The organism is Pseudomonas sp. GW823-FHT04A03, assembly GCF_058796615.1.
Map to the genome: position 1 here is coordinate 41,736 of NZ_JBXAIV010000005.1, position 20,147 is coordinate 61,882.

At 61.5% G+C, this 20,147-nt stretch carries 21 protein-coding genes; 11 read left to right on the forward strand and 10 right to left on the reverse strand.

All coding sequences use genetic code 11. The features are described 5' to 3' along the window. Positions 1-29: 29 nt before the first annotated feature. The 5 genes from AC1Q9F_RS15080 to AC1Q9F_RS15100 are packed head-to-tail and all read left to right on the forward strand — an operon-like array spanning position 30 to position 3,938. Positions 30-770, forward strand: a complete 741-nt coding sequence (locus AC1Q9F_RS15080) for an SURF1 family protein (protein ID WP_492620332.1) — start codon at positions 30-32, stop codon at positions 768-770. Further along, on the forward strand, positions 736-1,329 hold the full coding sequence (locus AC1Q9F_RS15085) for a PA_0111/PP_0108 family redox-active disulfide protein (protein WP_007953988.1): 594 nt from the start codon (positions 736-738) through the stop codon (positions 1,327-1,329). Before AC1Q9F_RS15080 ends, AC1Q9F_RS15085 begins: the two co-directional genes overlap by 35 nt. Positions 1,330-1,339: 10 nt before the next feature. Further along, the gene (locus AC1Q9F_RS15090) at positions 1,340-2,419 is read left to right on the forward strand and encodes a COX15/CtaA family protein (protein WP_207984539.1); all 1,080 of its coding nucleotides are present in this window, start codon (positions 1,340-1,342) and stop codon (positions 2,417-2,419) included. Then, entirely contained in the window at positions 2,407-3,306 is a 900-nt protein-coding gene (gene cyoE / locus AC1Q9F_RS15095; RefSeq protein WP_085606403.1) for a heme o synthase, read from the forward strand. Before AC1Q9F_RS15090 ends, cyoE begins: the two co-directional genes overlap by 13 nt. Next, positions 3,303-3,938 (forward strand): SCO family protein, encoded by a 636-nt coding sequence (locus AC1Q9F_RS15100; RefSeq protein WP_007953994.1) that lies wholly within the window; start codon positions 3,303-3,305, stop codon positions 3,936-3,938. Before cyoE ends, AC1Q9F_RS15100 begins: the two co-directional genes overlap by 4 nt. Before the next feature lie 173 nt (positions 3,939-4,111). Here the strand turns inward: AC1Q9F_RS15100 and AC1Q9F_RS15105 are convergent, their stop codons facing one another. The 3 genes from AC1Q9F_RS15105 to AC1Q9F_RS15115 all read right to left on the reverse strand — a co-directional run bounded on the left by AC1Q9F_RS15105 (position 4,112) and on the right by AC1Q9F_RS15115 (position 6,641). Further along, positions 4,112-4,885, reverse strand: coding sequence for a MetQ/NlpA family ABC transporter substrate-binding protein (locus AC1Q9F_RS15105; RefSeq protein WP_007953996.1), 774 nt, complete (start codon positions 4,883-4,885; stop codon positions 4,112-4,114). A 74-nt stretch (positions 4,886-4,959) separates the two neighbouring features. After that, the gene (locus AC1Q9F_RS15110) at positions 4,960-5,634 is read right to left on the reverse strand and encodes a methionine ABC transporter permease (protein ID WP_433898811.1); all 675 of its coding nucleotides are present in this window, start codon (positions 5,632-5,634) and stop codon (positions 4,960-4,962) included. Next, the gene (locus AC1Q9F_RS15115; protein WP_007953999.1) at positions 5,634-6,641 is read right to left on the reverse strand and encodes a methionine ABC transporter ATP-binding protein; all 1,008 of its coding nucleotides are present in this window, start codon (positions 6,639-6,641) and stop codon (positions 5,634-5,636) included. The genes AC1Q9F_RS15110 and AC1Q9F_RS15115 overlap by 1 nt, the downstream gene beginning before the upstream one ends. A 259-nt stretch (positions 6,642-6,900) precedes the next feature. Here AC1Q9F_RS15115 and katE point away from each other — a divergent pair, with 259 nt between their 5' ends. Next, positions 6,901-9,042 carry a catalase HPII gene (katE, locus tag AC1Q9F_RS15120; RefSeq protein WP_492620331.1) on the forward strand — a complete coding sequence of 714 codons (2,142 nt, stop codon included), beginning with the start codon at positions 6,901-6,903 and terminating at the stop codon, positions 9,040-9,042. Between the two features lie 38 nt (positions 9,043-9,080). Here the strand turns inward: katE and AC1Q9F_RS15125 are convergent, their stop codons facing one another. The 4 genes from AC1Q9F_RS15125 to zur are packed head-to-tail and all read right to left on the reverse strand — an operon-like array spanning position 9,081 to position 11,880. Beyond that, complete coding sequence (locus tag AC1Q9F_RS15125) at positions 9,081-9,794, reverse strand: PA5502 family lipoprotein (RefSeq protein WP_011331786.1); 714 nt, start codon at positions 9,792-9,794, stop codon at positions 9,081-9,083. A gap of 37 nt (positions 9,795-9,831) precedes the next feature. Further along, the gene (gene znuB / locus AC1Q9F_RS15130; protein WP_007954005.1) at positions 9,832-10,620 is read right to left on the reverse strand and encodes a zinc ABC transporter permease subunit ZnuB; all 789 of its coding nucleotides are present in this window, start codon (positions 10,618-10,620) and stop codon (positions 9,832-9,834) included. Continuing rightward, complete coding sequence (gene znuC / locus AC1Q9F_RS15135) at positions 10,613-11,398, reverse strand: zinc ABC transporter ATP-binding protein ZnuC (RefSeq protein ID WP_085690422.1); 786 nt, start codon at positions 11,396-11,398, stop codon at positions 10,613-10,615. Before znuC ends, znuB begins: the two co-directional genes overlap by 8 nt. Beyond that, positions 11,398-11,880 (reverse strand): zinc uptake transcriptional repressor Zur, encoded by a 483-nt coding sequence (zur, locus tag AC1Q9F_RS15140; RefSeq protein WP_011331783.1) that lies wholly within the window; start codon positions 11,878-11,880, stop codon positions 11,398-11,400. The genes znuC and zur overlap by 1 nt, the downstream gene beginning before the upstream one ends. 57 nt (positions 11,881-11,937) lie before the next feature. On the opposite strand from zur, the gene AC1Q9F_RS15145 reads away from it, so the two are divergent. After that, a complete protein-coding gene (locus AC1Q9F_RS15145; RefSeq protein ID WP_492620330.1) occupies positions 11,938-12,867 on the forward strand; it encodes a zinc ABC transporter substrate-binding protein in 930 nt (309 codons plus the stop codon). A gap of 41 nt (positions 12,868-12,908) precedes the next feature. Here AC1Q9F_RS15145 and AC1Q9F_RS15150 read toward each other — a convergent pair whose 3' ends face one another. Beyond that, on the reverse strand, positions 12,909-13,862 hold the full coding sequence (locus AC1Q9F_RS15150; protein WP_492620329.1) for a homoserine kinase: 954 nt from the start codon (positions 13,860-13,862) through the stop codon (positions 12,909-12,911). Positions 13,863-13,923: 61 nt separating this feature from the next. After that, positions 13,924-14,220, reverse strand: coding sequence for a DUF2782 domain-containing protein (locus AC1Q9F_RS15155; protein WP_192562988.1), 297 nt, complete (start codon positions 14,218-14,220; stop codon positions 13,924-13,926). 74 nt (positions 14,221-14,294) lie between these two features. Between AC1Q9F_RS15155 and polA the strand changes: the two genes are divergently transcribed. After that, entirely contained in the window at positions 14,295-17,099 is a 2,805-nt protein-coding gene (polA, locus tag AC1Q9F_RS15160; RefSeq protein WP_492620328.1) for a DNA polymerase I, read from the forward strand. 411 nt (positions 17,100-17,510) lie between these two features. Here polA and yihA read toward each other — a convergent pair whose 3' ends face one another. Continuing rightward, complete coding sequence (gene yihA, locus AC1Q9F_RS15165) at positions 17,511-18,161, reverse strand: ribosome biogenesis GTP-binding protein YihA/YsxC (protein WP_492620327.1); 651 nt, start codon at positions 18,159-18,161, stop codon at positions 17,511-17,513. A 191-nt stretch (positions 18,162-18,352) separates the two neighbouring features. Between yihA and AC1Q9F_RS15170 the strand changes: the two genes are divergently transcribed. The 3 genes from AC1Q9F_RS15170 to dsbA all read left to right on the forward strand — a co-directional run bounded on the left by AC1Q9F_RS15170 (position 18,353) and on the right by dsbA (position 20,144). Continuing rightward, a complete protein-coding gene (locus tag AC1Q9F_RS15170; protein ID WP_045121721.1) occupies positions 18,353-18,658 on the forward strand; it encodes a c-type cytochrome in 306 nt (101 codons plus the stop codon). Positions 18,659-18,690: 32 nt separating this feature from the next. Continuing rightward, entirely contained in the window at positions 18,691-19,302 is a 612-nt protein-coding gene (locus AC1Q9F_RS15175) for a c-type cytochrome (protein WP_085606391.1), read from the forward strand. Positions 19,303-19,502: 200 nt separating this feature from the next. Beyond that, on the forward strand, positions 19,503-20,144 hold the full coding sequence (gene dsbA, locus AC1Q9F_RS15180; protein WP_492620326.1) for a thiol:disulfide interchange protein DsbA: 642 nt from the start codon (positions 19,503-19,505) through the stop codon (positions 20,142-20,144). The last annotated feature ends 3 nt before the right edge of the window (positions 20,145-20,147 follow it).

Sequence of the window (20,147 nt, forward strand, 5' to 3'; positions counted from 1 at the left end):
ATCGCACTGACTGATTTTCTGGCGCGGCCATGAAGCGCTTCCGGCCGGGCGTGGTGCCGACACTGGTGGTCGGCCTGCTGCTGCCATTGCTGATTTCGCTGGGCTTCTGGCAACTGGGCCGGGGCGCGGAGAAAACCGCCCTGCTCGCCAGCTACGCCGAGCGCCGCGCCGCCGAACCGATGGCCAGTACCGAGTTGCTGCACAGCGCCGATCCGGCGTTTCGCCGGGTCCATCTGCACGGCCAGTTCGACGCCGCCCACAGCCTGTTGCTGGACAACCGTCAACGCAACGGCAAGGTTGGCGTCGAATTGCTGCAGCCGTTTCAGGATCAACGCAGCGGCCAGTGGCTGCTGGTCAATCGCGGCTGGCTGCCGTGGCCGGACCGGCGCACGGCACCGCAATTCAACACGCCGGCCGACGCCGTGAATGTCGATGCCTGGGTGTATGTCGCCCCCGGCGCCACCTTCCAGCTGCATGCCGATCCGGTCAGCAGCACCTGGCCGCAAACCGTCACCGCCGTCGAACCCGCGAAGCTGTGGAAAACCCTCGAACGCGACGGCTTCGCCTACGAATTACGCGCCGAACCCGGCCCGGCCAGCTATCAGGCCGACTGGCCGGTGGTTGCCATGGGCCCGGAAAAACACCTCGGTTACGCCGTGCAGTGGTTCGCCATGGCCACCGCCCTGCTCGGTCTTTACCTCTATCTCGGCTGGCACAACACAAAGGAGAAACACCATGGGAGCGGCCATGAATCCACCCAGCATGTCTGAAGCAAAAGCCCCGGCCAGTCGCCGGCGCGGACGCATCCAGCTGCTGCTGATCGTGCTCGGCGTGGTCGGTCCGATGATCCTCGCCACGGGCATGTACAAGTTGCAGTTCTGGGTGCCGGAAGGTCGCAGTTATCACGGCGAACTGATCGGCAACGGCCAGACCCGCGCCGACCTCGGCATTCAGGCTGACGAAACCCGCTGGCAGATGCTGGTCACCGCGCCGAAGGACTGCGCGGTGGACTGCCAGCAACTGGTGTACCTGGCGCGGCAGATCCAGATCGGCCTGGGCCGCGAAGCCGGGCGCGCCAGCCACGCCCTGGCCGCTGCGCAACCACTGGGCGCCGACTACGAAGCCAAGCTGACCCGCGAATACCCGCAGCTGCAACGCTACCCGCTGGACGCAGCCACCTTCAGCAAGGCCACGGGCGACAAGGCCACGCCGCAGCTGTGGATCATCGATCCCCACGGCAACCTCGTGCTGCGCTACGACCCGAGCGTCAAGGGCAAGGATCTGCTCAACGACCTGCGCCACCTGCTGAAACTGTCGAACATCGGATAAGGGCATCGTCATGGCCAAACCTGGATTTCGCCTCGCGCTGTTTGCCACCCTGCTGGCACTGATCGTGGTGCTGCTCGGCGCCTACACTCGCCTGACCCACGCCGGCCTCGGCTGTCCGGACTGGCCGGGCTGCTACGGCTTCATCAGCGTGCCGAAAAGCGAAGCCCAACTGGCCCATGCCGAACTGCATTACCCCGATTCACCGGTGGAAGCGCATAAAGGCTGGAACGAGATGATCCATCGATACTTCGCCGGCACCCTCGGCATGCTGATTTCGGTACTGGCCGGGCGCGCGTGGGTCAATCGTCGTCATCCGGGGCAACCGCTGAAGCTGCCGCTGTTTCTGTTGGCGGTGGTGTTCGCCCAGGCGGCGTTCGGCATGTGGACGGTGACGCTCAAGCTTTGGCCGCAAGTGGTGACCGGGCATTTGCTCGGTGGCTTTGCGACCCTGAGCCTGCTGTTTCTGCTGACGTTGAGACTGTCCGGCGTACTGCCGGCGCTGACCGTGCCCAAGCGCCTGCAATATTGGGCGACTGCCGGGTTGCTGCTGGTGATCGGCCAGATCGCGCTGGGTGGCTGGGTCAGTTCCAACTACGCGGCGGTGGCCTGCATCGACTTCCCGACCTGCCACGGCCAATGGCTGCCGCCGGCGGATTTCGCCAACGGCTTTCACCTGACCCAACATATCGGCCCCAACTACCTCGGCGGGCAACTCGACAGCGATGCACGCACGGCGATTCACCTGACCCACCGCATCGGCGCGTTGCTGGTGACGGTCGTCCTGCTCGGCCTGGCCTGGCAACTGAAAATCGTGGGTATGACCCGACTGGCCGGGCTGGTGCTGATCGCCCTCGGCGCGCAGATCACCCTCGGCATCAGCAACGTGCTGTTTCATCTGCCGCTGCCGGTGGCCGTGGCGCATAACGCTGGCGGCGCAGCGCTGCTGCTGACGATGGTGCTGGTCAACTACCACGCGCGGACCAGCCTGGTTCGGGTCAAGCAGCCGATGATCGCGCGCTGGCGCCTGAGCCCGCGCAAACACTCAGCGGCGCCCATCACTATTAAAGGAGAGACGCCATGGCGATTCTGATCGGCGAACGTCCGGCGCAGGCACTGTGGCGTGATTACCTCGAGCTGACCAAACCGAAAGTCGTGGTGCTGATGCTGATCACCTCGCTGGTGGGCATGTTTCTCGCGACCCGCGCAGGCGTGCCATGGACGGTGCTGGTGTTCGGCAATCTGGGGATCGCGCTGTGTGCCGGTGGCGCGGCGGCGGTCAATCATGTGGTGGACCGGCGCATCGATGCGGTCATGGCGCGCACCCATAAACGGCCGCTGGCCGAGGGCCGGGTTTCGCCCACGGCGGCGCTGACGTTTGCGCTGGTGCTGGCGTTGCTCGGCCAGGCCTTGTTGCTGACCTTCACCAATCCGCTGACTGCGTGGCTGACCCTGGCTTCGCTGCTCGGCTACGCGGTGATCTACACCGGTTTCCTCAAACGCGCGACGCCGCAGAACATCGTCATCGGCGGCCTTGCCGGCGCTGCCCCGCCGCTGCTCGGCTGGACCGCCGCGACCGGCCACGTCAGCGCCGAACCGTTGCTGCTGGTGCTGATCATCTTCGCCTGGACCCCGCCACACTTCTGGGCGCTGGCGATCCACCGCAAAGAGGAATACGCCAAGGCCGACATTCCGATGCTGCCGGTCACCCATGGCGAGCACTACACCAAGGTGCACATTCTGCTGTACACCTTCGCCCTGCTGGCGGTCAGTCTGCTGCCGTATGTGATCCACATGAGCGGCCTGCTGTACCTGATCTGCGCGCTCGGTCTGGGCGCCAGGTTTCTGCAATGGGCCGTGGTGCTGTACCGTGGCACTCGGCCGCACGCGGCGATCAACACCTTCAAGTACTCTATCTGGTACTTGTTTCTGCTGTTCATCGCCCTGCTCGTAGACCACTACTTACTGTTGAACCTATGACTCGAACCCAGAAAACCGTCTTCATCCTCGTCGCCGTGATCGCGCTGATCCTCGGCCTGACCGTCAACAAAGTGCTGAGCGGCAAGGGCCAGGGCGACCCGACCGCGCTGATCGACGCCGGCATCATCCTGCTGCCGCAGAGCCGCAACCTGCCGGACGTGACGATGACCAATCAGGACGGCCAACCGGTCACGGTCAACGAGCTCAAGGGCAAGTGGAGCCTGCTGTTCTTCGGCTACACCTTCTGCCCGGACATCTGCCCCACCACCCTCGCCCAGCTGCGCCAGATCAAAAGCGAACTGCCGAAGGATGCTGTGGATAAATTGCAGATCGTATTGGTCAGCGTCGACCCGAACCGCGACAACCCTGCGCAGTTGAAGCAGTACCTGGGCTACTTCGATCCACAGTTCATCGGCCTGACGCCGAAGTCGATCGATGAGCTGCAGAAGGTGGCGAACGCGGTGAGCATTCCGTTCATTCCGGCGGACACCAGCAAGCCGAATTACACGGTGGATCACAGTGGGAACCTGGCGGTGATCGGGCCTGATGGTACGCAGCGCGGGTTTATTCGGGCGCCGCTGAACAACGCCAAGCTGGTTGCGCAGTTGCCGGTAATGCTTAACCGCAAATAAGATCACCACAGTTCAATGTGGGAGCGAGCTTGCTCGCGAAGAGGCCAGCACATTCAACATCTGTATTGACTGACACATCGTTTTCGCGAGCAAGCTCGCTCCCACAGGGGACGGTGTTTCAAGCACAAAAAAGGGGCGCATTGAATGCGCCCCTTTTTTTGCAGCAAACCCGATCAGAACGCCGGCAACACCGCACCTTTGTACTTCTCGGTAATGAATTTCTTCACTTCCGGGCTGTGCAGGGCGGCGGCCAGTTTCTTCATGGCGTCGCTGTCCTTGTTGTCCGCGCGGGACACCAGGATGTTCACGTAAGGCGAGTCGCTGCCTTCGATGACCAGCGCATCCTTGGACGGATCGAGCTTGGCTTCCAGCGCGTAGTTGGTGTTGATCAGCGCCAGGTCGACCTGGGTCAGCACGCGCGGAATGGTCGCGGCTTCCAGTTCACGGATCTTCAGGTCTTTCGGGTTCTGGGCGATGTCCTTGACGGTCGACAGGATGTTGGTCGGATCCTTCAAGGTGATCACGCCGGCCTTGGCCAGCAGCAACAGCGCACGGCCGCCGTTGGTGGCGTCGTTCGGGATCACCACGTTGGCGCCGCTTGGCAGCTCTTCGATTTTCTTGAATTTGCTGGAGTAGGCGCCCAGCGGCTCCAGATGCACGCCGGTCACGGAAACCAGGCTGGTGCCCTTGGCCTTGTTGAATTCATCGAGGTACGGCTGGTGCTGGAAGAAGTTGGCGTCCAGACGCTTCTCGGCCACCTGTACGTTCGGCTGAACGTAGTCGGTGAAGACCTTGACCTTCAGATCCACGCCTTCTTTGGCCAGTACCGGCTTCACGAACTCGAGGATTTCCGCGTGCGGCACCGGGGTAGCCGCAACGGTCAGGGTTTCGTCGGCGTGGGCCGAGAACGCTGCAACGGCAGCCAGGGCAACGATCAGTTTTTTCATTCAGCTAACTCCTTTTTACGGCGCCCGTCTGGCGCCTGCCAGCGAATGGCCGGCTCATGTCATTACAAAACCGGTTATTTGCGCGAGAAGTGCACGACCAGTCGGTCGCCAACCATTTGCAGCACTTGCACCAGAATCAGCAGCAACACCACGGTCACGATCATCACGTCGGTCTGGAAACGCTGATAGCCGAAACGGATCGCCAGGTCACCCAGGCCACCGGCGCCAACTACACCAGCCATTGCCGTGTAGGAAACCAGTGTAATCGCCGTCACGGTAATCGCTGCGAAGATGCCCGGACGGGCCTCCGGCAGCAAGGCGTTCATGATGATCTGGCGGGTGGTCGCGCCCATCGACTGGGTCGCTTCGATGATGCCGCGATCGACTTCACGCAGGGCGGTTTCCACCAGCCGCGCGAAGAACGGGGTCGCACCCACTACCAGCGGCGGAATCGCACCGGCCACGCCCAGCGAGGTGCCGGTGATCAGCACGGTGAACGGGATCATCACGATCAACAGAATAATGAACGGCAGCGAACGCAGGATGTTCACCACCAGCGACAGCATCGCGTACACGCCTTTGGCTTCGAGCAACTGACGCGGGCTGCACAGGAACAGCAGCACGCCCAGCGGCAGGCCGAGCAGCACGGTGAACAACAGCGAACCGCCGAGCATCATCATGGTGTCGCCAGTGGCGAGCCAGATTTCGTACCAGTCGATATTGGTGAAGAAACTCATCAGGTCTTCCATTAGCGCAACACCTCCATGTGAACGTCAGCGGCGGTGAAGCGGGCGAAGGCCGCTTCCATGTCGCCACCGGTGACGGCGAGGGTCAATTGCCCGTAAGGAATGTCTTTGATGCGGTCGATACGACCGGCCAGGATGCTGTAGTCCACACCGGTTTCCCGGGCGACGGTACCGAGCAACGGCGCGTAGGTCGCTTCGCCCTGGAAGGTCAGACGCACGATGCGGCCCGGCACGTGAGCGAAGTCATCGCGCTGCTCGCTTTCGTCGATCTGCTCGCTTTCCTGAACAAAACGCTTGGTGGTCGGGTGCTTCGGATGCAGGAACACATCGGCCACCGAACCTTGCTCGACGATCACGCCGGCATCCATCACGCCGACCTGATCGCACACGCGGCGGATCACATCCATCTCGTGGGTGATCAGGACGATGGTCAGCTTCAGCTCGCGGTTGATCTCGGCCAGCAGTTGCAGGACCGACGCGGTGGTCTGCGGGTCAAGGGCGCTGGTGGCTTCGTCGCACAGCAGGATTTTCGGCTTGGTCGCCAGAGCGCGGGCGATGCCGACGCGCTGCTTCTGACCGCCGGACAGCTGGGCCGGGTACTTTTTGGCGTGATCGGACAGACCGACCCGCGCCAGCAACTCGGCCACACGCTGGTCGATCTCGGCGCGGGACAGTTCACCGGCCAGGGTCAGCGGCAGCGCGACGTTGTCGGCCACAGTCTTGGACGCCAGCAGGTTGAAGTGCTGGAAGATCATCCCGACCTGCTGACGGAAACGGCGCAGGCCGTTGGCGTCCAGCGCGGTGACTTCTTCGCCGTCGACGATGATCTTGCCGCCACTGGATTGCTCCAGGCGATTGATCAGACGCAGCAGGGTACTTTTTCCCGCACCGGAATGGCCAATCAGGCCGAACACCTGACCGTTCTCGATGGAGAAGCTGGTCGGGTGCAGCGCGGTGATGTCCTTACCGGCGACGCGGTAAGTCTTATGGACGTTTTGAAACTCGATCACGTAGCGAACCTTGTGGGGCGCGTTGGAAAAGGATCAGCGGTTAGCCGGGCGCGCATTTTAGCCTGTCCGTATAGAGGTTATTAGCATTTATTCCGCATTCAACCTTTCATTTGGCAATAACGCGATCAAAGGTCATAAAAAAGGAACGGCCAAAACCCTCATCAGTCACTAGTTAAGCGACTTGAAACTCCGGGCGCCGTGCCCGGGAACCACTCAAGAGCCTCGGCAACACCGGGGTCAAACGAGGAGTTTACGTCTGATGAGCAGCAAAAAACCTGTCCCTTCCAAAAGTGAGCTGGCCGGAACCGACACTCCGGATCGCGCCAACACCAACGCCAAACTCGACAGCCTGGAAAAATTTCGCTCCGACGCCACCGGCCAGGCCCTGCGCACCAATCAGGGCGTGAAGGTCGCGGACAACCAGAACACCCTCAAGGCCGGTGCTCGCGGGCCGTCGCTGCTGGAAGACTTCATCATGCGTGAAAAGATCACGCACTTTGACCATGAGCGGATTCCCGAGCGCATCGTCCACGCTCGCGGCACCGGCGCCCATGGTTTCTTTCAGAGCTACGAGAACCATTCGGCGCTGACCAAGGCCGGTTTCCTGCAGGATCCGGGGAAGAAAACCCCGGTGTTCGTGCGTTTTTCCACGGTGCAGGGGCCTCGCGGCTCCGGCGACACCGTGCGCGACGTGCGTGGTTTTGCCGTGAAGTTCTTCACCGACGAAGGCAACTTCGATCTGGTCGGCAACAACATGCCGGTATTTTTCATACAGGACGCGATCAAGTTTCCCGACTTCGTCCACGCCGTAAAACCCGAGCCGCATAACGAGATGCCCACTGGCGGCTCGGCTCACGACACTTTCTGGGACTTCGTGTCGCTGGTGCCGGAATCGGCGCACATGGTCATCTGGGCCATGTCCGACCGGGCCATCCCGAAAAGCCTGCGCAGCATGCAGGGCTTCGGCGTGCATACCTTCCGGCTGATCAACGCCGAGGGCAAATCGCGCTTCGTCAAATTCCACTGGCGCCCCACCGCCGGCACCTGTTCGCTGGTGTGGGACGAGGCGCAGAAGCTCGCCGGTAAAGACACCGACTACCATCGGCGCGATCTCTGGGAGGCCATCGAGACCGGGGACTACCCGGAATGGGAACTCGGCGTACAGGTCATCGAAGAGGAAAACGAGCACGACTTCGATTTCGACATCCTCGACCCGACCAAACTGATTCCCGAGGAAATTGTTCCGATCACGCCGTTGGGCAAGATGACCCTCAACCGCAATCCGGACAACTTCTTCGCCGAGACCGAACAGGTTGCGTTCTGCCCCGGCCATATCGTGCCCGGGATCGACTTCTCCAATGACCCGCTGCTGCAAGGCCGGCTGTTTTCCTACACCGACACGCAGATCAGCCGACTCGGCGGGCCGAACTTTCATGAGCTGCCGATCAACCGCCCGGTCGCACCGTTCCACAACGGACAGCGCGATGCACAGCACCGTACGGTGATCGACAAGGGCCGCGCGTCTTACGAACCGAATTCCATCGATGGCGGCTGGCCCAAAGAAACTCCGCCGGCCGCGCAGGACGGCGGGTTCGAGAGCTACCCGGAGCGTATCGACGCCAACAAGATCCGTCAGCGCAGCGAGTCGTTCAGCGACCACTTCTCCCAGGCGCGGCTGTTCTTCAAGAGCATGAGCAAGCACGAGCAGGAACACATCATCTCGGCCTACAGCTTCGAACTGGGCAAGGTTGAACGCGAGCACATTCGGGCGCGGCAGGTGAACGAGATCCTGGCCAACATCGATCTGGAACTGGCCAAGCGCGTGGCGCAGAACCTTGGCTTGCCGGCACCGGCCAAAGGCACGGTCGACGTGCCGAAAACATCACTGGATCACTCGCCATCGCTGAGTCAGGCCAACCTGTTGCCGGAGAACATCAAGACGCGAAAAGTCGCCATCCTTGCGGCCAACGGCGTCGATGGTGCGGCGATTGATGCTATGAAGAAGGCACTGGCGGCAGAAGGTGCGCACGCCAAACTGCTCGGCCCGACCTCGGCGCCAGTGAAGACTGCCGATGGCAAAAGCCTGGCGGTGGATGCGTCGATGGAAGGTTTGCCTTCGGTGGCGTTCGACGCGGTGTTCGTGCCGGGTGGCGCGGCGTCGGTCAAGGCGTTGAGCGGTGACGGCGTGGCGTTGCATTACCTGCTGGAGGCGTACAAACACCTGAAGGCGATTGCGCTGCATGGCGAGGCCAAACAGTTGCTGGATGTGCTGAAGCTGGAGGCGGACGCGGGGTTGATCGAGGGCAAGGATGTGAAGGCGTTGACCCAGCCGTTCTTTGCGGCGATCGGGCAGCATCGGGTCTGGGATCGTGAGGCGAAGGCCAAGGCGATTCCGGCCTGAAAAAAACCGCAGCCTGCTAAAAGCAGGCTGCGGTCAATTCAGGGTTTGCGCGGGCTCAGAACCATCTGCGCCGGCACCGTGCGCAGAATCTGTTTCTCGATCTTCAGATCGAAATCCGGATCGAGCTTCTTCACGCGCTTCGTGATCAACGTCGCCAGCCACGGGTAATCATTGGTGCGCGGGGCCTGGATGCTCACCGCACAGTCGTAATTCACCACATCGGCGGCGATCGCATCCAGTTGGCGGCGAAGTTTGCGGCTATCGGTGATGTTCAGCGCGACCGTGGTGCTCTCGGCGGTCGGATCGATCACCTTGGCTTTGGGCTTGGCTTCAGCGGCCTGGAGTGCTGCTTCGGCTTTCTCCAGTTCGGCCTTGCGCGCTTCAGTGATCGCGCCATTGACGCCACCGGTCAGCGCCGGGGCCTTGGGCATCAGCACGCGGGCACGGGCCAGCGCGGTTGCGGCCGCATTCACATCGCCCTTCTGCAGAACGATCTGGCTGCGACGCAGATAAGCCTCGGCCAACTGACGCTGGTATTGCTCAAGGGATTGATCGTTGGGTGTTTCGGCCTGCAAGGCTGCCAGTTGGTCTTCGGCAGTGGCCAGTTCGCTGCTGGCCAGGCTTTGCTCCAGCTGTGCGATGGCCGTGGCCCGCGCATCGGGGACTTCGGCCACCGGCGGCGTGCTTTGGCAGGCGCCCAGCAGCACTGAAAAGGCCACAAGGAGCAGATAACGGGAGGCGAACGGCTTCATTCCTGCGACTCTCTATTTGCGCAAAAAACGAGCAAGTCTACACCCCTCGACGGGGCAGAACAAAACTCAGCAGAAACAGTGCGGCCGCCGTCACAACGATTGACGGGCCGGCCGGGGTGTCCTTGAACCAGGACAGCGCCAGCCCGCCACACACGGCGAGCATGCCCAGCACGCTCGCGCCCAGTGCCATCTGCTCCGGCGAACGGGCGTGACGTTGTGCCGCAGCCGCCGGGATGATCAACAGCGAAGTAATCAGCAACACACCGACGATTTTCATCGCCACTGCGATCACCACTGCGATCAACAGCATCAGCGCCATGCGCAGACCGGCCACCGGCAGGCCTTCGACTTTGGCCAGTTCTTCGTGCACGGTGATCGCCAGCAACGGCCGCCACAGTGTCACCAGCAGCACCAGCACCGCCGCGCTGCCGCCGAGGATCCACGCCAGATCGGTCGGGCTGATCGCCAGCAGGTCGCCGAACAGATAGGCCATCAGGTCGATCCGCACTTCATGCATGAAGCTTAGTACCACCAGCCCGAGAGAGAGCGTGCTCGGCGCAAGAATGCCCAACAGCGTGTCAGACGCCAGTGGCTGACGCTGTTGCAAGGTCACCAGCAACACCGCCAGCAGCAGGCAGCCGACCGTGACCGCGACGGTCGGGCTGACATCCAGCAGAAAGCCCAGGGCTACGCCGAGCAGTGCGGCGTGGGACAGCGTATCGCCGAAATAGGCCATGCGCCGCCAGACCACGAACGAGCCCAGCGGCCCCGCGACCACCGCCAGCGCCAGACCTGCAAGCAGGGCGTAGAACAGAAAATCAGCCATGCTTGCAGCTATCTCCGTGAACGTGAGGTTGAGCCGACAGGGGCCCTTTGACCACCGAACCGTGCAGGTCGTGGGCGTGGTCATGATGGTGGTGATAGATCGCCAGGCTCGGCGCATTGTTGCCGAACAGCTCGACGAAGGCCGGATCGCCACTGACTTGCTCGGGATGCCCGGAGCAGCAAACGTGACGGTTGAGGCACACCACCTGATCGGTGGTGCTCATCACCAGATGCAGATCGTGGGACACCATCAGCACGCCGCAGCCGTGACGGTCACGGAGACGGGTGATCAGGCTGTACAGCTCGGCTTGCCCGGCGACATCGACGCCTTGCACCGGCTCGTCGAGCACCAGCAGTTCCGGCTCGCGCAACAAGGCACGGGCCAGCAGCACGCGCTGCATTTCACCGCCGGAAACGCTTTGCACCGGGCTGTCGATGACGTGCTCGGCACCGACTTCCTTGAGCGCCGCCAGCGCACGCGGGCGATCGACGCCCGGCACCAGCCGCAGGAAGCGCAGCACCGACAACGGCAAGGTCGGGTCGACGTGAAGTTTTTGCGGCATGTAGCCGACGCGCAGTTTCGGCTTGCGCCAGACGCTGCCGCTGTCAGGTTTCAGCAGCCCGAGCACGGCGCGCACCAGCGTGGTCTTGCCGGCGCCGTTGGGGCCGATCAGGGTGACGATCTGCCCCGGTTCGACGCTCAGGTGAATGTTGTCCAGCACGTTCTGCCCGGCAAACCGGACCGCCACCTGCTCCAGACGGATCAGCGCATCGCTCATCAAGCCCCCCGGCAACCGGAGCAGAGGCCGACCACTTCGACGGTCTGGGCCTCGACGATGAAGCCGACGTCCTTGGCGCTGTGGACGATGGCGTCGCTGATGGTTTTTTGCTCAAGTTCGATGGCGGCATGGCATTCGCGGCAGATCAGGAACTGGCCCTGGTGCGAATGTTTCGGGTGAACGCAGCCGACGAAGGCGTTGAGCGAAGAGATGCGGTGCACCAGACCGTTTTCCAAAAGGAAATCCAGCGCCCGATACACGGTTGGCGGCGCGGCACGGCGGCCGTCCTGCTCGCTGAGCACCGCCAGAATGTCGTAGGCACCCAGCGGCTTGTGACTCTGCCAGACCAGTTCCAACACCCGCCGGCGCAACGCGGTCAGGCGCAAGCCTTTTTGTGCACACAGGGCATCGGCCTCGGACAGCGCGCTGTGAACGCAGTGCGAGTGGTCGTGGGGACGGCTGGCAATCGGTGTAATAGGCATGAGCGGCGACGAGTTTGGTTAGAGACGTTATTATGTTACCCGTTCTCGCCTCATTGAGTGGTCATCGTGTCCCGACTTTTTTCTGTTTTTGTCGTATTCATCACCGGTTTTCTGCTGATCGGTCCGGCTCAGGCCGAGGTCAGAGTCCTCACCAGCATCAAGCCCCTGCAACTGATTGCCGCTGCGGTGCAGGACGGCGTGGCGATTCCGGAAGTGCTGCTGCCGCCGGGGGCTTCGCCGCATAACTACGCGTTGCGTCCGTCCGATGTACGCAAGGTGCAATCGGTGGACCTGCTGTACTGGATCGGCCCGGACATGGAAGGTTTCCTGCCTCGCGTGCTGAACGGTCGTACGCTGCCGAGCGTTGCCGTGCAGGACCTGCCGGGCATGAAGTTGCGCCGCTTCGCCGCAGACAGTCATTCCCACGCTGAAGAAGCCGACGAACACGATCACGACCATCGCCCGGGCAGCCTCGATGCGCATTTGTGGCTATCGCCAGTGAACGCGCGGGTTATTGCCGACAAGATGGCTGCGGACCTGAGTGCCGCCGACCCGGCCAATGCCGAGCGCTATCAGAGCAACGCCAAGGCGTTCGATGAGCGTCTGGATGCACTGGATCAGCGCTTGAAGAAACGTCTGGCCAGTATTGAAGGCAAACCCTACTTCGTCTTCCACGAAGCCTTCGACTACTTCGAAGATGCCTACGGCTTGAAACACACCGGCGTGTTCAGCGTTGCGGCAGAAGTACAGCCCGGCGCCCAGCATGTGGCGGCAATGCGCACGCGTTTGCAGGAAGTCGGCAAGACCTGCGTGTTCAGTGAGCCGCCGCTGCGTCCACGTCTGGCCGAGACCCTGGTGGCGGGCCTGCCGGTGAAGCTGGCGGAACTGGATGCGTTGGGCGGCTACACGCCTGCGACGGCTCAGGGTTATGAGCAAGTGCTGGAGAAGCTGGGGAATGATCTGGCGGGATGCCTGGAATCGCTCTGATACAAAAAAACCGCAGCCTGCACAGGCTGCGGTTTTTTCTTTTACAGGGCGAAAGGTAGCGGTGTGCTGACCGTCTGACGTTGGGCCAGACGCTGCTCGAACTCTTTCGGATCGTGGATCAGCACGTCCTGCCCGGCGAACGATTCCGCCGCGATCAACCGCGACAGCCAGAACCGCACGCACGCCACCCGCAGCATGGTCGGCCAAAGTTCAGCCTCGGCCGCCGTGAACGGACGCAGTGCCGCGTAGGCACCAAGGAACGCCCGCGCCCGAGGGCCGTCGATCAGGCCGTCGTCATCGGAACACCAGTCGTTCAGGGCAATCGCCACGTCATAGAGCATCGGGCCGGAGCAGGCGTTGTAGAAGTCGATCAGCCCGGTCAGGTGCGTGCCTTCGAACATCGCATTGTCGCGGAACAGGTCGGCGTGGATGTTCGCCCGTGGCAGCGCGAGAATTTTCTCTTTCTGTTGGGTGATTTCGTCCAGCGCGGCTTGCAGCAGAGCGCGCGGCTCGTCGCTCAGGTGCGAAAGAAACTGCGTGCCCTCTTCCAGCATCCAGTCCAGGCCACGATCGGTCTTGCGCTTGATCATGTTGTCGCCCTGGGTCGCCAGGTGTAGGTGCGCCTGCAACTCACCGACCTGCGCGCAATGCTGGGCGTTGGCCTGCTTGATGTGCTTGCCGGCCAGGCGCGGTTGCAGCAGTGCCGGTTTGCCTTTCAGCTCACGCAGGGCCACGCCATCAGTGGTGCGCAGCGCGTAAGGCACCGGCAGATCGGCTTCGTGCAACACGTCGAGCAGGTCGATGAAGAATGGCATTTCCTGCACCGGACCGCGCTCGACCAGGGTCAGGACGAACTCGCCCTTTTCCATGCTGATAAAGAAGTTGGTGTTTTCGCTACCGGCGGCGATCCCCTGGAAATCGAGCAGACGGCCGAGCCCGTAAGGGGCGAGAAAGGTTTCCAGCTCGGGCCGAGCCAGGGGGGTAAACACAGACATGGTTAAAAACTGCTCAGTTCTGGCGCCGCCATCAAACGGCGCCGATTAAAAGTCAGGAAACTTACTTCCAGGTAAAGATTTCCCACGACGGAATCAGCATATCCGGCTGGTCGGACCGGATGTAGTTCACGTCCGAACCATCGGCGCGCACCAGGAAATAGGGCTTGCCGCCCTTCGGTGTGACCTTGATCGCATACACGAATCCACTCCGGCTGTATTCCTGAATGACCTTGTCGCCTTCCGTGTGCGTGCTAATGGTAACTTCCGGCTCCGACGATGGCGCATCATCCGCCGCGATCGCGGCCAGCGGTGAGACAGCAATCAGACTGACCAGCAGCAAGCGATTTAACGTACGCATGATAACCTTGTCCCTTTGTCGTCAACGGTCCCGCTATTCTAGCGCCGGGCCCGCCGAAAAGGTTGATTCTGCTCATGAGCCAAGCCCCCCTCGTCCTGGTGGACGGTTCGTCTTACCTGTACCGCGCCTTTCACGCGCTGCCACCGCTGACCACCTCCAAAGGCCTGCCGACCGGTGCGGTCAAAGGCGTGCTGAACATGCTCAAGAGCCTGCGCAAGCAGTATCCGGACAGCCCGTTCGCCGTGGTGTTCGACGCGAAGGGTGGGACATTTCGCGATGAGATGTACGCCGAATACAAGGCCAACCGCCCAAGCATGCCCGACGACATGCGCGTGCAGATCGAGCCGCTGCACCAGAGCGTGATCGCCCTCGGTTTCCCGCTGCTGTGCGTCGAAGGCGTCGAGGCCGATGACGTGATCGGCACCCTGGCCCGCAGCAGCGCGGCCGCCGATCGCCCGGTAATCATTTCCACCGGCGACAAGGACATGGCGCAACTGGTCGACGGCCACATTACCTTGGTCAACACCATGTCCGGTAGTTCGATGGACGTGGAGGGCGTGAAGGAGAAATTCGGCGTCGCTCCCGAGCAGATCATCGATTATCTGGCCCTGATGGGCGATTCTTCCGACAACATCCCCGGCGTTCCCGGCATCGGTCCGAAGACCGCGTCCGGCCTGCTGATGGGCGTCAACGGTGGCCTGACCGAGCTGTATGCGCAGCTCGACATCGTGCCGACCCTGCCGATTCGCGGGGCCAAGACCCTCCCGGCCAAGCTCGAAGAGCACAAGGAGATGGCGTTCCTCTCCTATCAACTGGCGACCATCAAGGTCGACGTGCCGCTGGATATCGGCCTCGACGACCTGCAAATGGGCCCGGAAGATTCGGCCAAACTGCTTGAGCTCTACACCCTGCTGGAGTTCAAGAGCTGGATCAACGATCTGGAGCGGGACGCCAAGCGTCTGGAACTGAGCGCTGCCACCGAGCCTGCGCCGGCCGGCGATCTGTTCAGCGCGCCTGCGGAAGAAGCGCCTGCCGCTCCGGCTGAAGCTGCGTACGAAACCATCCTCGATCAGGCGCGATTCGACGTCTGGCTGGAAAAGCTGAAGAACGCCAAGCTGTTCGCCTTCGACACCGAAACCACCGGCATCGATGCGCAACAGGCGCAACTGGTCGGTCTGTCCTTCGCGGTGCAGGCCAACGAAGCGGCCTATATCCCGCTGACCCACTCTTACATCGGCGTGCCGGAGCAGCTGGATCGCGACACCGTGCTGCGCGCACTCAAGCCGATCCTCGAAGACCCGAACAAACTCAAGGTCGGCCAGCACGCCAAGTTCGACATGAACATCCTGGCCAACTGCGCCATCGGCGGTGATCAGAATGAAGGCATCACCGTTCGCGGAATCGCCTTCGACACGATGCTTGAGTCCTACGTGCTCAACTCCACCGCCACCCGTCACGACATGGACAGCCTGGCGCAGAAGTACCTGGATCACACCACCGTGAGCTTCCAGGACATCGCTGGCAAAGGCGCCAAACAGCTGACCTTCGACCAGATCGCCCTGGAACAGGCCGGGCCCTATGCTGCCGAAGATGCCGACGTGACCCTGCGCCTGCACCAGACGCTGTTCGAGAGGCTGAGCGCCATCCCGAGCTTGGCCAGCGTGCTGACCGATATCGAGATCCCGCTGGTGCCGGTGCTTGCTCGCATCGAGCGCCAGGGCGCGTTCGTCGACGCTGAATTGCTCGGCATCCAGAGCATTGAACTGGGCAACAAGATGGTCGCGCTGGAGCGTGAAGCCTTCGAGATCGCCGGTGAAGAATTCAACCTCGGCTCGCCTAAGCAACTGGGCGTGATCCTCTACGAAAAACTTGGCCTGCCGGTGCTGAAGAAGACCGCCAAGGGCCAGCCGTCCACCGCTGAAGAAGTGCTGGCGAAACTGGCCGAAGACGATCACCGCTTGCCGAAAGTGCTGATGGAACACCGTTCCATGAGCAAGCTGAAAAGCACCTACACCGATCGCCTGCCGGAGCAGATCAACCCGCGTACCGGGCGTATCCACACCTCATACCATCAGGCCGTCGCGTCGACCGGTCGCCTGTCGTCGAGCGATCCGAACCTGCAGAACATCCCGGTGCGCACTGCCGAAGGCCGACGCATCCGTCAGGCTTTCGTTGCGCCGAAAGGTTACAAACTGCTGGCGGCGGACTACTCGCAGATTGAACTGCGGATCATGGCCCACCTGTCTCGCGATGAAGGGCTGATGAATGCCTTCCGTAACAATCTGGACGTGCACACCGCCACCGCGGCCGAAGTGTTCAAGGTCGAGCTGAATGAAGTGAGCTCAGACCAGCGCCGTGGCGCCAAGGCGATCAACTTCGGCCTGATCTACGGCATGGGTGCGCAGAAGCTGGGCAAGGACATCGGCGTCGACACCAAGACCGCCAAGGCCTACATCGACACCTACTTCGCGCGCTACCCGGGCGTTCGCGAGTACATGGATCGCACCCGCGCCCAGGCTGCGGATCAGGGCTTCGTGGAAACGATCTTCGGTCGTCGCCTGTATCTGCCGGACATCAACTCCAATAAGCCGCAGGAGCGCGCTGCCGCCGAACGCACGGCGATCAACGCGCCGATGCAGGGCACCGCGGCGGACATCATCAAGAAAGCCATGGTGGCGGTGGATAACTGGCTGAGCGCTTCCGGGCTGGACGCCAAAGTCATCCTGCAGGTGCACGACGAACTGGTGCTGGAGGTTCGCGAGGATCTGGTCGATCAGGTTCGCGAAGAAATTCGCGTGCACATGAGCGAAGCGGCGAAATTGGACGTGCCGTTGCTGGTGGAAGTGGGGGTTGGCAACAACTGGGACGAGGCGCACTGAGGCCTCTGGGTCGGGGTTTTGCCGCGACCGAGCGTCGCGGCAAAGGCATCGAAAAGCGCTTAGGCCTGATCGTTCTTGAGCTTATTCCAAAGTTTTTTGAAAAGATTCTGAACTAATCTTGCGACAGGGCACTCAGAGATACTGAATGGCTGGTGAAGCCCTTCGATGCTCCTATGTTGTGTTAAGTGTTGGCAGATATCTGAACCCCGCCCTAGCGGTTCGGAACTTAAACCCCGGAACTTCTCCCTCCCCATATGAAGTCCGGGGCTTTTTTTGCCTCAAAACTGCCTGTGGCGCCGCCAGACTGCGTTAAAAGCGGGGCTAAAAATGCTCATTTAGGTCCCCTAAACTCCGCTTTTTAGCCCCGCTTTTGCCTTGCCTGGCAGCACCACAGACAGTTTTGAAATCCCCTTATTCTGCCTCGGTCGCTGCTTCCGCGCCTTTGTCTGGCAGTTCCATCCAGCCCGCCAACACAGTGTAGGCCTCTTCCAGGCCCATGCGTTTCGGGGCGGAGAACAGCTGGATCGTTACCTGATCGCCCCAACCCTTGCGGATTTCCGACTGCACCTTGAGCAGCGTGTTCTTGGCTGCGCCGTAGGTCAGTTTGTCGGCCTTGGTCAGCAGGATGTGCATCGGCATGCCCGCCGCAACGGCCCAGTCGAGCATCAGCAGGTCGAAGTCGGTCATTGGATGACGGATGTCCATCATCAGAATCAAACCCTTCAAACTCTCGCGGCCACCGAGGTAAGCCTCAAGGTGACGCTGCCAGTGTTGCTTGAGCGGGATCGGTACTTTTGCATAACCGTAGCCCGGGAGGTCGACCAGACGCCGTTCATCGTCTAGCTTGAAGAAGTTCAACAGCTGTGTGCGACCCGGGGTTTTCGAGGTACGCGCCAGGCTGGCGTGAGTCAGAGTGTTCAGCGCGCTGGATTTACCGGCGTTGGATCGACCGGCGAACGCCACTTCGAAGCCTTCGTCGTCGGGGCACTGATCGACTTTGGCGGCACTGAGCATGAACGTGGACTGTTGGCACAGGCCGAGGATGGGATTCTTGAGTTGCATGGGATTTCCGATGTGGGCGGCGCCGGGATTAGGCGCGGAACGCGGTGTCGCTTCCGTTTCAGTGACGCCAGTATATAATGCCGCAGATTTTGTGTGTGCTTTGTCCCAGCGAAGGATGAAGTTCACGAGAGCGACAGACCTTGATTGCGCATTAGAACGCAGAACGCTCTCAACCCTGAAAAGGTCGTTTTATGACGAAATGGCTGCTGGCTGCCGGAGTCTTGATGCCGCTTTACAGCGCACAGGCTACACAGGATCCGGAAGCCGTGTACAACCGTGTTTGTGGAGCCTGTCATTCCGGCCAACTACCCATGGCGCCCAGAAGAGGCGATCAGGAAGCTTGGACGCCGAGGTTGGCGAAAGGTATGGAGACGCTGGTGCAACACGTGACCCAGGGTTTCAAGGCGATGCCGCCGCGTGGTTTGTGCATGGACTGCAGTGCCGAGGATTACCAGGCCCTCATCCTCTGGATGAGCGAGAGTAAGCCCGGTCCATAACTCTTAACCCTTAGCCGTAGTTGGATTAGCTGATGAACAAACTGATCGTGAGTCTGCTGTTGACCGTGGGAATCTCAGGCTTCGCCCATGCTGCCGGTGATGCAGCCGCAGGCCAGGCAAAAGCCGCCGTATGCGGCGCCTGCCATGGCCCGGATGGCAACAGCATGGCGCCAAACTTTCCAAAGCTGGCCGGACAGGGTGAACGCTACCTGACCAAGCAATTGCACGACATCAAGTCGGGCAAGCGCACCGTTCTGGAAATGACCGGCCTGCTGACCAACCTGAGCGATCAGGACCTGGCCGACATCGCCGCTTACTTCGCCAGCCAGAAAGGCAGCGTCGGCGCTGCCGATCCGAAGATCGTCGCTCGCGGTGAAGCCCTGTTCCGTGGCGGCAACCTCGAGAAAGGCCTGCCAGCCTGCACCGGTTGCCACTCGCCGAACGGCGCCGGCAACGCAGCCGCCGGCTTCCCGCACCTGGGTGGCCAACACGCTCAGTACATCGCCAAGCAACTGACCGATTTCCGCAAGGAAGAAGCCGGCCGCAGCAACGACGGCGACGCGATGACCATGCGCACCATCGCCCGCAAGCTGAGCGACGAAGACATCGCGGCAGTCTCCAGCTACATTCAGGGCCTGCACTAAGACGCGTGATTCGAGCGTCGCGTGCGATGGCCAACGCCTGCCACGTTAACGCTCGATTAATCCGTCGCAGCAAGTATAAAAAGGGTGGCTTTGGCCGCCCTTTTTTGTGGCCGCTGCCGTTACACTACAGAACTCATGCCCGCCAAGATCTGTCTGAAAACAGGTCGCGCGAGGCGACCAAAATTGTCCAGGAGTAAAGCATGCGTAATCTGATCATCAGCGCCGCCCTCGTCGCTGCCAGCCTGTTCGGCGTGACGGCCCAGGCCGCCGAAGCCCCTGCTACCCCTTACGTCGAACTGAGCAACCCGGTACCGGTCGCCGTGCCTGGCAAGATCGAAGTGGTCGAGCTGTTCTGGTATGGCTGCCCGCACTGCTACGCGTTCGAGCCGGTGATCAATCCGTGGGTTGAAAAACTGCCGTCCGACGTCAACTTCGTACGCATTCCTGCGATGTTCGGCGGTCCGTGGGACGCTCACGGTCAGATGTTCCTGACTCTGGAAGCCATGGGCGTCGAGCACAACGTGCACGCTGCCGTATTCAACGCGATCCAGAAAGAACACAAGAAGCTGACCGACAAGAACGACATGGCCGACTTCCTCGCCACTCAAGGCGTGGACAAGGACAAGTTCCTGGCGACCTTCGATTCGTTCGCCATCAAGGGGCAGATCGTGAAAGCCCGCGAGCTGGCCAAGAAGTATGAAATCTCCGGTGTTCCAACCATGATCGTCAACGGCAAGTACCGCTTCGACATCGGCTCCGCTGGCGGCGCGGAACAGGCACTGAAACTGGCTGACCAACTGGTAGCCAAAGAGCGAGCGACCAACAAGGCAGCCGCCAACTAAGCG